The sequence below is a fragment of the Roseibium sp. MMSF_3544 genome (assembly GCF_030732845.1).
In the GTDB taxonomy this organism is placed as follows: Bacteria; Pseudomonadota; Alphaproteobacteria; order Rhizobiales; family Stappiaceae; genus Roseibium.
Genome location: NZ_JASHKA010000011.1, coordinates 22,313 through 37,142, shown reverse-complemented (window position 1 = coordinate 37,142; position 14,830 = coordinate 22,313). Strand labels below are relative to the sequence as shown.

Annotated in this window: 13 protein-coding genes; 5 read left to right on the top strand and 8 right to left on the bottom strand. The window is 57.1% G+C overall.

The features are described 5' to 3' along the window. Positions 1-94: 94 nt before the first annotated feature. On the top strand, positions 95-1,426 hold the full coding sequence (locus tag RBB47_RS16795) for a GNAT family N-acetyltransferase (protein WP_305987012.1): 1,332 nt from the start codon (positions 95-97) through the stop codon (positions 1,424-1,426). Between the two features lie 15 nt (positions 1,427-1,441). On the opposite strand, the gene RBB47_RS16790 is transcribed toward RBB47_RS16795, so the two are convergent. The 4 genes from RBB47_RS16790 to RBB47_RS16775 form a co-directional block, all read right to left on the bottom strand. Continuing rightward, a complete protein-coding gene (locus tag RBB47_RS16790) occupies positions 1,442-2,296 on the bottom strand; it encodes a GNAT family N-acetyltransferase (RefSeq protein WP_305987011.1) in 855 nt (284 codons plus the stop codon). 233 nt (positions 2,297-2,529) lie between these two features. Continuing rightward, the gene (locus RBB47_RS16785; RefSeq protein ID WP_305987010.1) at positions 2,530-2,850 is read right to left on the bottom strand and encodes an antibiotic biosynthesis monooxygenase; all 321 of its coding nucleotides are present in this window, start codon (positions 2,848-2,850) and stop codon (positions 2,530-2,532) included. A 100-nt stretch (positions 2,851-2,950) separates the two neighbouring features. Beyond that, the gene (locus RBB47_RS16780; RefSeq protein ID WP_305987009.1) at positions 2,951-4,165 is read right to left on the bottom strand and encodes a PLP-dependent aspartate aminotransferase family protein; all 1,215 of its coding nucleotides are present in this window, start codon (positions 4,163-4,165) and stop codon (positions 2,951-2,953) included. Positions 4,166-4,191: 26 nt separating this feature from the next. Further along, positions 4,192-5,127, bottom strand: a complete 936-nt coding sequence (locus RBB47_RS16775) for a LysR substrate-binding domain-containing protein (protein WP_305987008.1) — start codon at positions 5,125-5,127, stop codon at positions 4,192-4,194. Positions 5,128-5,248: 121 nt separating this feature from the next. On the opposite strand from RBB47_RS16775, the gene RBB47_RS16770 reads away from it, so the two are divergent. After that, positions 5,249-5,434, top strand: coding sequence for a YdcH family protein (locus RBB47_RS16770; protein ID WP_305987007.1), 186 nt, complete (start codon positions 5,249-5,251; stop codon positions 5,432-5,434). Between the two features lie 38 nt (positions 5,435-5,472). After that, positions 5,473-5,670: a hypothetical protein gene (locus RBB47_RS16765; RefSeq protein WP_305987006.1), complete on the top strand. Its 198-nt coding sequence runs from the start codon at positions 5,473-5,475 to the stop codon at positions 5,668-5,670. 112 nt (positions 5,671-5,782) lie between these two features. On the opposite strand, the gene RBB47_RS16760 is transcribed toward RBB47_RS16765, so the two are convergent. The 4 genes from RBB47_RS16760 to RBB47_RS16745 form a co-directional block, all read right to left on the bottom strand. Then, positions 5,783-8,887, bottom strand: a complete 3,105-nt coding sequence (locus tag RBB47_RS16760) for an efflux RND transporter permease subunit (protein ID WP_305987005.1) — start codon at positions 8,885-8,887, stop codon at positions 5,783-5,785. A 32-nt stretch (positions 8,888-8,919) separates the two neighbouring features. Next, complete coding sequence (locus tag RBB47_RS16755) at positions 8,920-10,014, bottom strand: efflux RND transporter periplasmic adaptor subunit (RefSeq protein WP_305987004.1); 1,095 nt, start codon at positions 10,012-10,014, stop codon at positions 8,920-8,922. Between the two features lie 18 nt (positions 10,015-10,032). Then, positions 10,033-10,590 (bottom strand): TetR/AcrR family transcriptional regulator, encoded by a 558-nt coding sequence (locus RBB47_RS16750; protein ID WP_305987003.1) that lies wholly within the window; start codon positions 10,588-10,590, stop codon positions 10,033-10,035. A 209-nt stretch (positions 10,591-10,799) separates the two neighbouring features. Continuing rightward, entirely contained in the window at positions 10,800-12,524 is a 1,725-nt protein-coding gene (locus RBB47_RS16745) for an EAL domain-containing protein (protein ID WP_305987002.1), read from the bottom strand. 75 nt (positions 12,525-12,599) lie between these two features. On the opposite strand from RBB47_RS16745, the gene RBB47_RS16740 reads away from it, so the two are divergent. Beyond that, positions 12,600-13,499, top strand: a complete 900-nt coding sequence (locus RBB47_RS16740) for a sugar kinase (RefSeq protein WP_305987001.1) — start codon at positions 12,600-12,602, stop codon at positions 13,497-13,499. A 122-nt stretch (positions 13,500-13,621) separates the two neighbouring features. Continuing rightward, positions 13,622-14,797: a hypothetical protein gene (locus tag RBB47_RS16735; protein ID WP_305987000.1), complete on the top strand. Its 1,176-nt coding sequence runs from the start codon at positions 13,622-13,624 to the stop codon at positions 14,795-14,797. Positions 14,798-14,830: the final 33 nt, after the last annotated feature.

The window sequence follows — 14,830 nt, the reverse complement described above, 5'->3', positions numbered from 1 at the left end:
AGCTTGTGCCTGCCGAAATGCCGTTCCCTCTTGCGATGCAAAATGTCCGCGCTACATTTCGGATGTGGTTTCCAATTGTGATTGCTGTTGACGCATGAGTTCTTCCCAGTCTGAGGAAAACAACGGGCCGGATGTTTCCGGCAGCGAGCAAACCGTTTCGCTGCGCATCCTGTCATCCCTGAAAGACGTTCCTGCAAAATCCTGGGACAGCGTCGCCAACCCGGGCTGGAGCCTCTCGCCGACCGGAGCCCTCGCAAAGGAGGAAGCATGTCCGGCCGATACACAACTGTCCACCTCAGAGTTGGCCCAGGCACTCGGCTCGGACGTTAATCCAGTTTCTGAAGATATATCCTTCAACCCTTTCTTGTCGCATGCTTTTCTTGAATCTCTGGAAGCCGCCGGCTGTGCAACAAATGCAACCGGCTGGATGCCACGCCATATGCTCCTGCAAGATAGTTCGGGAGCGGTTCTCGGTGCTGTTCCGGCTTATCTCAAGAGCCATTCCCAGGGCGAGTATGTCTTCGATCATAGCTGGGCCGATGCGTTTTTCCGCGCCGGAGGTGACTACTACCCGAAACTTCAGATTTCCGTTCCTTTTACGCCAGCCACCGGACGGCGCTTCCTGATCGGTCCGGGCATCAACCGGGAAGCGGGCCTGCAGGCGCTCGCAGCAGGCCTCGTGCAGGTATGCCAGCGAACCGGTGCCTCTTCCGTTCACGCCACATTTCTCACAAAGCCGGAGTGGGACGGCCTCGGCGAGCTTGGCTATCTGCAAAGGACAGATCAGCAGTTTCACTGGGAGAACAACGGTTACGACAGTTTCGACGGCTTCCTGGCAGATCTCGCCTCGCGCAAGCGCAAGGCGATCAAGAAAGAGCGGCGCGAGGCGCTCAGCGCTGAAGGCCTCGAAGTGGAGTGGGTCACCGGCTCAGACCTGAAAGAAGCCCATTGGGACGCGTTTTACGGCTTCTATATGGATACGGGATCACGAAAGTGGGGACGCCCTTATCTCAATCGGAAATTCTTCTCGCTGATCAATGAGCGGCTCAGCGAGCGGACGTTACTCGTGCTGGCCAAGCGAGACGGCCGCTATGTTGCAGGTGCGCTAAATTTCATTGGTTCTGAAACGCTGTTCGGGCGGCACTGGGGATGCACCGAGCACCACCCCTTCCTGCACTTTGAGCTCTGCTACTATCAGGCCATCGACTTCGCGATTGCAAAAGGCCTGAAGCGGGTCGAAGCCGGTGCGCAGGGCGCGCATAAGCTGGCGCGCGGCTATCTGCCAACCACCACCTATTCTGCGCACTGGATCGCCCATGAAGGGCTGCATCAGGCTGTTGCCGACTACCTTGAGCATGAGCGCTTCGCCGTTGAACGGGAAAATGAGGCACTTGCCGACCACGCGCCCTTCAAGAAGGGTGACTGACAAGCGCCCCGACGTTCAGAACGTCAGGTGCATCTCCCATTGCTGGATCGTGTCCTGTGCACCTGCCTTGTCCAGAAACGCATTTATCGATGACGCGTTGGAGTCGACGTTCACAAAGGTCAGTTGCTCCGCGCCCACGCTCGTACCGAGCTTTCTCAAGATCGCTGTTCCGATGCCCTTTCTGCGCTGATCGCTCCGAACCGCGATCTGTGCCACGGACCCATCCGGGTTGGCGGCGCCCCAGCCGAGCAGCCCGTCGCTGCCCCGAAAACCGTACAGAAGTATCTGGTCTGCCAGAGCCACCAGAGCTGCCCGTCCGTTTTGCGGTGTCGGGCGTGCGTCGAAAAAGCGGCTCTCATCCTCCGGGAGCTCATCTACCGTCAATCTCGCCGGTTCCGGTCCATCCTGACTGACAAGGCCCGGACAGTCCGCGGGAAGCTTGCACACTCTCAGGATGCGCGTTTCCGCAAATCCAAAATTGCGGTACGCCTCAACCGCCTTGTCATTGGTGGTGATGACCTCAAGCTGAAGACCGGTAGCTCCATCTGCTTTTTGCTTTTGAATGACCTCGCGCATCAGCGTCCGGGACAATCCCTTACGGCGGTGCGCCGGTGCGGTTCCAACGGAAACCGCGTAGGCCCGCCCTGCGATGCTGATATCAGGTGCGCCGGAATACCAGAAACCGGCAATCTCCGGCCCATCCATTGCCACGAAGGAATGCTCGGCAGAAAACCCGCGCTGCTTCTGGAAAGTGACAAATTTCTCAAGTGTGAGGCTGAGCGGCACCGTATAGTCTGAAAAAGCGTCGTTCATCGCCGCGCACAGTTGCGCGGCCTCTAACGTTCGGCAGTCCGTGATCTGGTAGGGCATACTATCTGTAATTCTGATCTAAGGTTTTGAATAGATTTCTTAAATCACCTTCTCGCGACACCTCATCTTGAGGCGCGAAGCGCAGCGAAACTCGAAGAATGAGTCACAAATTCAGTCCTTGCCGCCCATACTTCGAAACACCGCCAAACGGCCCTTCTCGATGAAGCTCTGGGGTCAATCTGAAAAGGTTTATCAAAACGAAGAGAACCAACAGCTGAGTCGCTGAAACGTCGTCAGTTGAAACTCTCCGCGACATCATACATCACCGGTTCAAAGCTCTTGCAAAGGGCGTGAATGCGCCGGTTGCGTTCACGCATTTCTTCTGTCCTGAGCATTGCAAGAAAGTCTTCGCGCCTGCGCCATTGGGAATAGTTCGCAATCCGTGTCTGCGCATCATTGACATGCAGTCCGGCGCCGATGAAGCCCGGCTGATGCTGGATGAAATTCTGATAGGCGTCCTTCAACTCGTCCAGGAGGTCGAAACATGTTCCGGGGGTCATTTCGAACGTCGTGATGACTGTTTGGCAATCGCTGTCACTGGAAATCTCAGGCATGGCTCTCCTCCATTAATTTAACCCGAAGGCTGGCACGATTTGGCAAGAGCGGCAATATGAAGAGCACCAGTATTCGCAGACCCCCGTGCCGGACGTTGACCTAGGCCAGCGCTCCGTCGAGGTCCGCGATCAGATCCTCGGCATCTTCGAGGCCGACGGACAAGCGGAAAATTCCGTCGCCGGCGAAGTCGCGGTAAGACTGGAGCTGATCTCCCTGGAGCCGGAACGACGTCTCCATCAGCGGGTCCGTTTCCATCCAGAAAACAAGAGACCGGTGATGGCCGAGCGAGACCGCATAGTGGATCACGTCCAGCCGGTCGATCATCTGCTGCGCGACAGAGCGGCCTGTCGCTGCGTCACCGACCTGAAAGGAAATCATGCCGGAGAAGTTTGACATCTGGCGGGCGGCAAGGCCGTTCTGAGGATGCGACGCAAGGCCCGGATACATGACCCGTGTCACCTTCGGGTGGCTTTCCAGCCAATTGGCAACCGACAACGCTCCTTCCTGATGCGCCTTCATCCGCAGGGGTAAGGTGGCCGCGCCCCTGGCAATCAGCCAGGCATTAAAAGGCGACAAGACGCCGCCGTGATGGATCGCGGCCTCAGCGCGCATCCGGGCGATCAGGTCTGCTCGACCGGCGACCGCACCGCCGACCGCATCACCATGGCCGCCGATGTACTTCGTGATCGAATGCATCACCAGATCAACACCAAGCCCGATCGCATCCATCCCGAGTGGCGAGGCAAATGTCGCATCGCAGCTATGCAGCGCTCCGGCCTGTCGCGCCAGTGCGGAAACAGCTTTCAGATCCGTCAAACGGGTTATTGGATTTACAGGCGTTTCGGTATGAACGAGCTTCGTGTTCGAGCGGAGCGCTGCTTCAACAGCGCGAAGGTCGGACATGTTGACCGTCGTGACCTCAATTCCCATGCGCGGCAAAGTGTCTCGCGCGAGCTCCGCGACACCTGCATAGGAGACATCGGAAACGATCACGTGGTCGCCAGCGGACAGAAACGTCAGGAAAATCGCCGTTGCCGCAGCCATTCCCGACGCCAAACAGAGGCAGCTCTCAGCTCCTTGCAGCGCCGCAATCTTCTTTTCCAGCATGGCAACTGTTGGATTGTCCCACCTGGAATAGATGAAACCGCCCTCACCCTCTTCCAGATCATGCGCCGAAAAACCGGTAACTTCATCGCTGACATAAGTTGAGCTCATATGCAGTGGTGGCGCAGAGGCGCGTGTTGCCGGGTCAGGCGACTCTCCGGCGTGGATCGCGGTGGTCATCGCTCCGGCCGGCCTGTTGTTCGTCTTCATTGCCTGTCCCTTTTTCCGCTCGAAGGTCAGCCTTGCGCTGCCTCGACCCCTTCTGCCCGCATACTCTTAACTGCCTCAAGCGCAAGGGAAAGCAGTTTTTCGTAATGCGCAGAACGCGAACTTCCGTGCCGCCAGACCAGATACATGACCCGGCTCATCGACGTGCCCTCAAGCTTCTTCAGAAGGAGGTTCGGCTCCTTGGGAAATTCCGACGCGATATAGGCCGCAGGAAACAGTGCAAGCCCCATTCCGATCGAGGCCATCTGGCGCAATGCGTCGAGGCTGGTGCCTTCATAATCCTGCAGAAAATCCGCGCCCGCAGCTCTCGCAAGCACCTGGACATCGTTATGCAGGCGAAAACCATGCCCGAGAGACAGGAGTTTTTCGCCCTTGAGCAGGGCAACGGGAACAACATCGAGACCTGCAAGCGGATGCGTTCTTGGAACGGCCAGCGAAACACTCTCGTGACACAGCTCACGTTCAACAAGTTGACCTGACGGCGCTATGTCGGGCGTGATGATGCAATCGAGCGACCCTGCCGCCAGTCCCTCTTCAAGTAGATTTGGGCGATCTTCGCGAATGTAGAGCTCAAGATCAGGGAAGTGATGCTTCAGAATCGGCAGCAGGTAAGGCATGAAATATGGCCCAAATGTGGGAGACACACCAAGACGGATCAAACCGCCTAGATTTGCCTGTCCCGCCTGAGCCATGACCACAATTTCGTCCAAACTCTCAAGAGCCTGCCGAGCCAGGGGTAATAGTCTTTCGCCCGCCGCCGTCAGGCTGATGTCACCACCGCCACGCTCCAGCAGGCTGCTGCCCAACTGATCTTCTAAGAGCTTGAATTGAGAGGACAATGTCGGCTGGGACACATGACATTTTTCAGCGGCTTTGCCGAAGTGCAAGGTCTCTGCAAGGGCGATAAAATAGTCCAGTTGACGGGGCGAGGGTCGGAAACGCATGTAACAATCCCAGTCGATAGAGTTTCCCTATCAATATAATACAAACAATGTATTTCTTCTATGTGAAATGCGCCCCATATCTTGGGTGTCAACACAGCACAGCCCGAGATGGAGGTAGGAGATGTACAATCGCTTGAAATCCTTGCGCAGCCAGCACAACACGCTGGATTCCTTGATCCGCCGCGAGGAGATGCATCCCTACCCCGATACGCATCACATCCGATCCTTGAAAAAATTCAAGCTGCGTCTGCGAGACGAGATCGCCCGCATAGAAGGCGGACTGAACGCAAACCGGCTGGTCTACTGATCGGCTTCCGCAAACCCCAAACAAGAAGGGATGAGGATATGACCCCGTTCTGGCCTTTCATGGCCTTACCTGCAGTGCAACCGCAGTTCACCCGCCGGACCCGGTTGCAGGATCTGGAAGCACGTATGTCGTCCTTCCTGACAGAGAAGCAGGCGTCGAGCACCAGCTGCCCCAAGGTGCTCGACAATATCAAGGTCGCAAAGTCGACCGTCCAGCGTGAGTTGGCCACCGGTTAAGCAGACCGGCCCGGGTTTCACCTTCCGAAACCGGCAGAGCCACGGCAGCTGGATCAACCCGCCCGCGAAGGCCCCGCGGGCGGGTTTTATTTTGCGCTTCTGAAGCCGGTGATCATTCCGCCGGAAGAGCCGCAGTCTCCTCGTCCGATGCGACCTGGGTTTTTGCCTTGCTTGGCGGGCGCACCCTGAAGAAGAGCGCATACAGCACGGGAGCTGCGATCAGCGTCAGGACAGTTGCAAAAGCCAGGCCGCCCATGATCGTCACCGCCATGCCGCGGAAGAATGCGTCGGACAAGAGCGGTGCCATGCCGAGAATAGTCGTGATCGCCGCCAACATGACCGGCCGCATACGCGACACGCTTGCTTCAACAATGGCCGCGTATTTCTCCCGTCCTTCCTCGATGAGACGGTCTATCTCTTCCAGAAGAACAATGGCGTTCTTGATCAGCATGCCTGAAAGCGACAGGAAGCCGAGCAGCGACATGAAACCAAATGGAGTGTCTGTCGCCAAAAGCGCGATCGCCACGCCGTTGATCGACATCGGCACCATAAGCCAGATAATCAGGGGCTGACGAACTGACCCGAAGAGCAGGATCGAGATGATCAGCATCACCAGAAAGCCAAGAGGCAGCTGCGCCCCGAGAGACGCCTGCGCATCGTTGGTGCTTTCATATTCGCCACCCCACTCCAGCGCGTAACCGGGTGGCAGGGCAATTGCCTCGATCTGAGGCCGGACGCGGGCAAGCGCCGCAGACGCTGTTTCGCCTGCCGTTGTCTCAGCCTTGACGGTCAGCGTCCGCACACGGTCGCGCCGGTGGATCAGCGTGTCCTGCGGCTCCATGACGAATTCCCGGACAACCTGATCGATCGGAATGTAGCGGCGCTGTCCGGCACTCCAGACCAGGGAATCTGACACGCTCTCATTGACCGATATGCCGTCCGGCCCGGCCTTGCGCGCAACGATCGGAATGCTTTCGTCGACATCGCGATAGGAACCGACCTGGACACCTTCCGTGGCGAACTGGAGCGAAATCGAAAGCTCCTCGCGGGTCACACCGGAAATCCGTGAGCGATCCTCATCGAAAATCGGCCGGACCACCAGCTCGCGCTGACGCCAATCGGTGTTCACATCCGCCAACTTGTTCTGCGGCAGCGCGAAGATCGCCTCCGCCTCGTCGCCGAGATGCTTGAGAACATTGGCATCCGGACCAGAAAAACGAGCCTCGATCTTGGCTCCGCCACCGGGTCCGAACACAAGCCGCTTTGTGATGATCTGTGCGGAGGGGAAACGCTCGCCGAACTGCCGGCGTAGATCCAGCGCCAGCAAATCAATGTCATCGCGGTTGTCTGTGCGGATCAGCATGTGGCCATACGCGGGATTGGCGTCCTCCGGCGCGTAGGTCAGCATGAAGCGCGTCGCCCCGCCCCCTGCGAAGCTGGTGACAGCGGCAACACGATCATCCTTCAGCACGATCTCTTCCATCGCCTTGAGGTCAGCTTCCGTCGCGCGGATGTCCGTGCCCTGCGGTGACCAGTAATGAACGTAGAAGATCGGCGTGTTGCTGTCGGGGAAGAAGGCCTGTTTAACGTTGCCGAAAGCCATGACGCAGACAACGGTGATGCCCACGAGTGCCAGCACCGTCAGCAACCGTACATGCAGTGCCCCGACAAGAAAGCCACGATAAATCGTGTAGAGGATCCCTTTGTAGGGGTCATGGTCGTCCAGATTCCCCGATGCACTCCGGAAAAAATACTTTCCGAACAGCGGTGTCACCGTAACCGCGAACACCCAGGACAAGAGCAGAGAGATTCCGATGACCGCAAAGAGCGAGAACAGGAACTCGCCGGTCGCGTCAGGCGACAGGCCAATACCGGAAAAGGCCATGATGCCGATGACGGTTGCGCCAAGGAGTGGCCACATCGTCTGCCTGACCACCCGGCTGGCTGCTTCGATCGCTCTTTGGCCGCGTTGCATGTTGATCATCATGCCTTCGGCAACCACGATGGCATTGTCCACCAGCATGCCCATGGCGATAATCAGGGCTCCAAGCGAGATCCGTTCCATCTCAATATTGAAGATGCGCATGAACAGAACAGTCGCCATCACCGTCAGCAGCAGCACTGTTCCGACGACGACAGCAGCCCGCCACCCCATGAACAGGGCCAGCACGCTGATGACAATCACGACGGATGCCGCAAGGTTCAGGATGAAGCCGTTGACAGAAGCATCGACAACCACATTCTGTTCGTAGATCGGGTGGATCTGCATGCCGACGGGCAGCAGCGCTTCGATCTCCGCCAGCCGTTCGACCACCTTGTCGCCAACTTCAACGATATTGGTGCCGTCAACCTGGGACACGCCGATGGTTACGGCTTCGTGGCCGTTATGGCGGGTCAGCCGGCTTGGCCGTTCCGGTTCACCCAAATCCAGGGTGGCAATATCCGACAACCGGATCATCGCCGTGGAGCCGGGCCGTCCGATGACGAGATCCTGGATCCCGCTGAAATCCTCAAAAGCCGATGGCGTCATCAAGCGGATACGGGACTGTCCAGAGACCGCGGAGCCATTGGTCTGAATGCGGTTTTCCGCATCAAGGACACCGATGATGTCGGTCATGGAAATACCAAGGCCCGCCATCTTGTCCTGGTCGACATCCAGATAGATGACGTCTTCCGGTTCCCCGGAAACCTCAACCTTTCCGACGCCCGGTACCGCCAAAAGCTCCCGGCGAATGCGCTTCACCGTGTCTCGGATGTCGCGATTGGTGTAGCCATCGGCGGTGAATGCGTAAAAAAGCCCATAAACATCGCCGAAGCTGTCATAGACAAGCGGTGTTCCAGCGCCGACAGGCAGATTTCTGACCTCGTCGTCAACCTTGCGGCGCAATTCGTCCCAGACCTGTGGCAGCTCAGTGCCGTCATAGGTAGGTTTGATTTCAACGCTGATGCGTGACAACCCCGGCTCGGACACAGACCTGATCTGGTCGAGTTGGGGCATCTGCTGAATGGCCGTCTCCAAAATCTCGGTGACTTCATTTTCCACTTCAGCCGCCGTCGCGCCGGGGTATCCAGTAATGACCTGGGCTTCCTTGATGGTGAAAGCCGGATCTTCCAAGCGCCCGACAGACGTCAATCCCCATAGGCCACCGAGGAGCGCCATAAGGACGATCATCCAGGTATTGACCGGTTTTTCGATGGAATAGCGTGCAATGTCCATGGAAGCTGATCCTTTGTCTTCAGGGGTTGGGATCAGCGCAGACGGCGCACGACCTGGCCATCGCTTAGATAAGCAACGCCCGCGGAAACGATTTCGTCACCAGGCTCAAGCCCGGCGCGGACGGGAATATAGTCGCCCATGATCGTTCCGATTTCGACGGGCTGCTTCGAAACAGCGCCCGTGTCGTCTGCGAATTTCCAGACATAGGTTGCCCCCTCCCCGTCAATCGCAACCGCCCCAGTCGGCACGAGAAACTGCTCGCCGAGTTCAAGACCTTCGGGCAAGAACTTCACGATCACCGAGGCAGTCATTCCGGGAGATAGCTGGGCGACACCTTCGCGCGGCATTGCCAGCGTGATCCGATACGTCTGTGCGACATCGTCCACCTGGCTCGAGTGCTCACGGTATTCGAGCGGAAACAGCTTTTCGCCATATGCCGGAAACTTCGCCTCGATGGAGGAAACTTCCGACTCCGTCACACGTCCGAACAAGGCCTCCGCGACGTTGATGTCGACCTGAACTTCCGAGACATCGTGCATTCGCACAATCGGAGTTCCGACACTGACGGTGGTAAAGTTGTCCACCAGCCGGACCGAGACAATACCGTCAAACGGCGCCTCGAGAGAGGTATATTCGAGGTTCTGGCGAGCCTCCTTGAGACGTTCCACCGCAAGGTCATAGACGTTTTGCTGTTCATCGAAAGAAGACTGGGAGATCACGGACCGGTCGCGGAGCGTTTCAAGGCGATCCAGCTCACGCTTGGCCTGCTCGACGTTGATCGTCGCTTCACGCACCGCGCGGTCATAGTCTGTCGTGTCGAGCCTGGCAATCAGATCACCCTTCTTGACCTGCTGGCTTTCAAGGACAGGCAGTTCAACCAGCTTGCCGGACACCTGAAAGGACAGATCCACGGTCTGGACCGCGGCAACCCGACCGGCAAAGCGCCGTTCCAGAAGACCGATCTGATCAGTCACTGTGAATATCTTCGCAGGTCTTGGAGCTGCATGCAGTTTTGCTTCGGCCTCGGCAACCGGGTTCGCTGCATCATCCTGGCAGGCAGCCAGAAATGCTGCTGCCAATAGAAAACCCGCCCAACGGGTCAATGAACTTCTGTTTGCTGCCAACATCGGGTGGTCCGTCCTAACTTAGTCCTGTTCGAGGCGCTGCCGGAGTTCATCGAGAACCAGCGCGCGCTCTTCGTCGGTGAGTATCGAGACACAGTGAGCGACTGAAAAATGCAGTCCTTCGAGGCTGGCCCAGATTGCCATTGCTTTTCCGAACTGATCGGTTTCTTCGGCAATGGCGGCTTTGAGTTTCGCCTTGGCCTTCAAGAAAGGTTCGCTCAGCTCAGGCCGATCTGCTGTCGTCGCCAGAACGGCCTGGGCCACGTCCCGCTTGGTTTCCAGCCATTTCTCCGTCACGTCGATCATGCCGCTCAAGGTCGGTGAGCGTGACGTCAGGTTTCGTGTCCTGGCATCCAGCACATCGGCTTCGAACTGCCCGACAAGAAACTCGACCATTCCAGTTATAAGGGCGTCCTTTGTGGGGAAATTGTAGAGTACGCCACCTTTGGAGAACCCGCTTTCCTCTGCCACAGCATCAATGGTCAGGCTCGGTGCGCCAGCGCGCCGGATAACCTCTATCGCCGCAGCCAGAATGTCCGCTTTCGAATCCTGCGACTTCCGCGTAGCCCGAGCTGTCATTTTTTTACCGTCCAGTCAGTACAGTTTTGAAGGTAAATATACCGTCCAGCCGGTACAGACAAGGCCATTTTTACAGGGCAGCTTTGAGCCGATGGGGCAGCTCATAGAAGAAGGGGCCGGGCTTTGAGGGAAATCAGTGACTTAACCGGGAACAGTTCCTGGCAATGAAAAATCCGTGATCGCAACGGCGCACCCGTGGATGTTCCGGATCAGGCTGCCGCATCCGCCATGGCGGCTTCATTGGCGGCCTGCTCGGCGGCGGCTGCCTCTGCGGCAAGGCGTGCCCGCTCGCGCGCTTCTTCTTCCATGCGTTCGGCAAATTCGATGAATTCATTCGCCGGCATCGGCTGCGCAAAATAATAGCCCTGGGCGGCGGTCACGCCGAGCTCAAGCAGCCGCTCGATCTGCTCTTCCTGCTCGACACCTTCCGCGATGATGCCCATGCCGAGATTGTCGGCCAGCTCCACCATGGAATCCACGATCGTAGTGGAGTTGTCGTCCGAGCTGATGGTGTCGATGAACATCTTGTCGATCTTGATGATGTCGACGCCGAGTTTCTGAAGATACGCCATACCGCCATGCCCGGTCCCCACATCGTCAAGCGCAACGCGAACGCCAAGCGCCTGGAGTTCGGCCATGATCTTGCGCGCTAGATCCATGTCCTCAAGCGGATGACGTTCTGTCACCTCAACAACAATCTGCTGGAAGGAAATCTTGGACTTTTCAAAAATGGATTTGATGTCTGCGACAACCTCGCGATCCAGAAAATGACCGGCGAACAGATTGATCGACAGCTTGAGATCGGGGTTTTCGCCGTAAAGCTCTCCAACCTCTTCGGAGGAAATGCGCATCATGTGACGGGTCATGTCGAAGATGTGGCCATTGTTTTCCGCATAAGCCATGAACTGTCCCGGTGAAACGACCATACCGTTCGGCCGGCGCCAGCGCATCAAGACCTCACATCCGCGTAGTCTCAGGCTCTCGATGTCCATCACAGGCTGATAATAGGGAATGAATTCACCGTTGCGAATGGCTGCAATGAACTCGTCGTTGGCTTCGCTTTCCGGACGCCAGGACAGCCAGACGCCGATGGCCACAAACAGAACCGCAAATCCCGCACAGCCGGTCGCAGCCACCACTTTCAAATCTTTAACGACCTGAAAAGCCGCCGATTCCGGTGCCGTGATCTTGGCAACAAGCGGATAGAGTTCCGACCTCACTTCAACTGAAAGCACGCCTTCCGGCTTGGAGCCCTCGGAGTTGTACCCACCGACATTGTACCAGAGCAGATTGTCGCCAAGACGAAGCTCCGCCCTGCGATAAGACCGCAAGTATTCAGGGCCAGGATCCATCGCGATGACCGCAGGTGTCACTTCGGCAAGCAGGCGGGTCTGGTCCTTGAGATCCCAACTGATCACGGCGGCCTTGGCACCGAGGTAATCGCGGTCAAGCATACCGATCCCAACCAGCGGGCCATCGGTGCGCACAGGCGGCAGGATCACTTTGCCCGCCAGTTCGCGATCTGGAATGATACACATACGCTGGCCCTTGGCATCCGCCAGCCCGATGGCATCAATCATACCGTTTTCGATGATCAACTTTTCATAAATCACGCGATCTTCGGCGCTGCAGGTTTGCACCCCATCGCGGTCCAGCCGTTGAAGGAGTGTCACGGTGCTGCTGATCGCTTCTTCGGCGCGCCGGATGGACACCTGGCCCATCGCCTCCATTTCGGTGATGGCCCGGCGTTCGGCAAACTGGTTCAAGATAATGTTGATCGCAAACAGGGGTGCCGTCGCCAAAATTAGCGCGATCAACACAGTCTTTGCAAAGCCGACATACCGGAAAGACAAAACGCGGGCCTGTTTACCAATAAATTCTTTCTGACCATGGCTGATCTGGGTAAACAAGGACTGAATGTGTTGATATTTCATCCAGATCAAAGCTGCTGTCAAAGGGCATGTGCTTAGGTGTGTTCAACGCCAGAAACCGGATGAAGGGAGATTTTCATGCAGGCGCTGTTTATCGGACAAGCCTATATTGACGTCACGTTTCTGACCGACAACCTTCCCACCGGCGACGAAAAGGCGATCGCCAAGGACTACGCGATCAGTTTTGGGGGCAACGCAGTGACGGCAGCCTTCTGCTGCGCGAAGCTGGGACATAAGCCCGACATTCTATGTTCGCTTGCTGACGATTGGCTGGCGCGCATGTTTCTGGACATGGCAGCCGCCTACGGAATTTCCGTAAACGGCCGGAAGGTGAAAGAATCGTCCCTGTCTTTCATCATGCCCAAGGACGGCAAGCGCGCTATTGTGAGGTGCCGCGACAACGAGTTTCTTCACCCCTTTCCGCCGCTGACGCTGACAGGGACGAAAGCGTTGCATATCGACGGACATATGCCCGACGCGGCCCTCCACTATGCAGCGACGTGCAAAAATCTTGGCATCCTTACGTCTCTCGATGGTGGCGCGGTCAGGGAGAACACGGACGAGGTGCTCGAAAACATCGATATAGCTGTCGTGTCAGAGCGCTTCTGCGAGCAACTCGGCAAGAGTATCGGTGAGACGCTGGCGTATTTGCGCTCAAAGAACTGCCCGGTCGGTGCCGTGACGCATGGCGAACACGGCATGGTCTGGTACGAAGCAGGCGGGCCTGACAAAGTCATGCCCGCGCTCAATGTGCCGCTGGCAAAAGTCGTCGATTCAAACGGTGCCGGCGATGTGTTTCATGGCGCTTACATTGCCTCTTACCTCCACTGGCCGGAACGCAGCTGGACGCAGCACTTCGAGTTCGCGCGCTGCGCTTCGACCTATGCCATCCAGCATCTGGGCAACGAGGCCAGCCTGCCGACACTGGATGACATCGAGCGCACAGGAAAAGAGTTTCAGGAAAAAACGGCCGCCTAAACGCGCGTAGCGAGCGACATTGATCAAAACTTCGAAACCTTGCTTAGCGGCGAGGCTTTCGCCTTGCCTCGCCTTTGAACATGAAGCAGAGTGAGGCCGCCTTTTTTCTGGTGGAGTTTTGAATGATGTTTTCTCCCACGCCCCGTATTGCAGCTGGCCTTTGTGCAGCAGTCAGCCTCATTGCGTTACAAGCCACACCTGCACTTGCGTTTGATCCGACCGGCAACCAGATTGCCGATGCCTTCCTGGGTTTGCTCGATGCACAGGAAGGAACGATCGAAAGCTACGGGGCTGTCAACGAATCCGGCAACACCGTCACGATCCAGGATCTCGTCGTTTCCAACGAGGACGATCAGGACCAGAAGGTGACAATCAAATCCACCATGCTTTCGGGCGGCGAGATCCTCGGCAATGGACGTCTGAAACTGGAAAGTCTCGATCTTGAGAACCTTGAGCTGAGCGCCGACGACGGTGGAATGACCCTCGCAAGCATGAGCGTTACAGAACTGGTTTTGCCTTCGTCCGAGGAAGCTGCCGCCGGAAACGCACCTGTCAATGCCGGCTACAGAACCTTTGAAGTCGATACCATCGAAGTGCGGGATGAGGATGGCAAGATCGCGGACATTGCGAAAATCTCCTCGTCTATCGACAGCATGGACGGCGACTTGCCAACCTCGGGAAGTTTTTCTTTGACCGGTGCGACGGTTGACGTGAAAGAGCTGGAGGTGGAGGAAGCCAAGTCGCTCACCGATCTGGGATACGAGACCCTCTCGTTCGACGTCAGTGCATCGGGAAAATGGGATCCGGATGCCGCGACAGCCGACATTTCTGAATTGAAAATCAATGCCAAGGACGCCGCGAGCCTTGCAATCTCACTCTCCTTCGGTGGCATTACCCGCGACGTCGTCGCGCAATTGGAAGAAAAGTCGGAAAATCCCGAAGAAGCGATGGCCCTCTTGCAGAATGTCACGATCATCAATGCCAAGATTCGGCTCGACGATGAATCCCTGACCGGCCGCATCCTCGATCAGGAGGCCAAGAAAGCAGGTGTTGAGGTGCCGGTTTTCGTCTCCGGGCTCACAGGAAGTCTGCCATTGATGCTTGGCATGTTGCAGAACAAAGAGCTGGAAGCCCAGGTCACAGAAGCAGTGACCGAATACCTCACAACGCCTGGCTCGCTGGAAGTTGTTGCTTCGCCGGCCGCGCCGGTGCCGTTCTCACAGATCATGGGAACAGCAATGATCGCGCCGCAAATGATCCCTCAGATCCTTTCAGTCGGCATTACAGCGAACCAGTAAGACCAAAAAAGCCCGGGCATGCCCGGGCTTTCT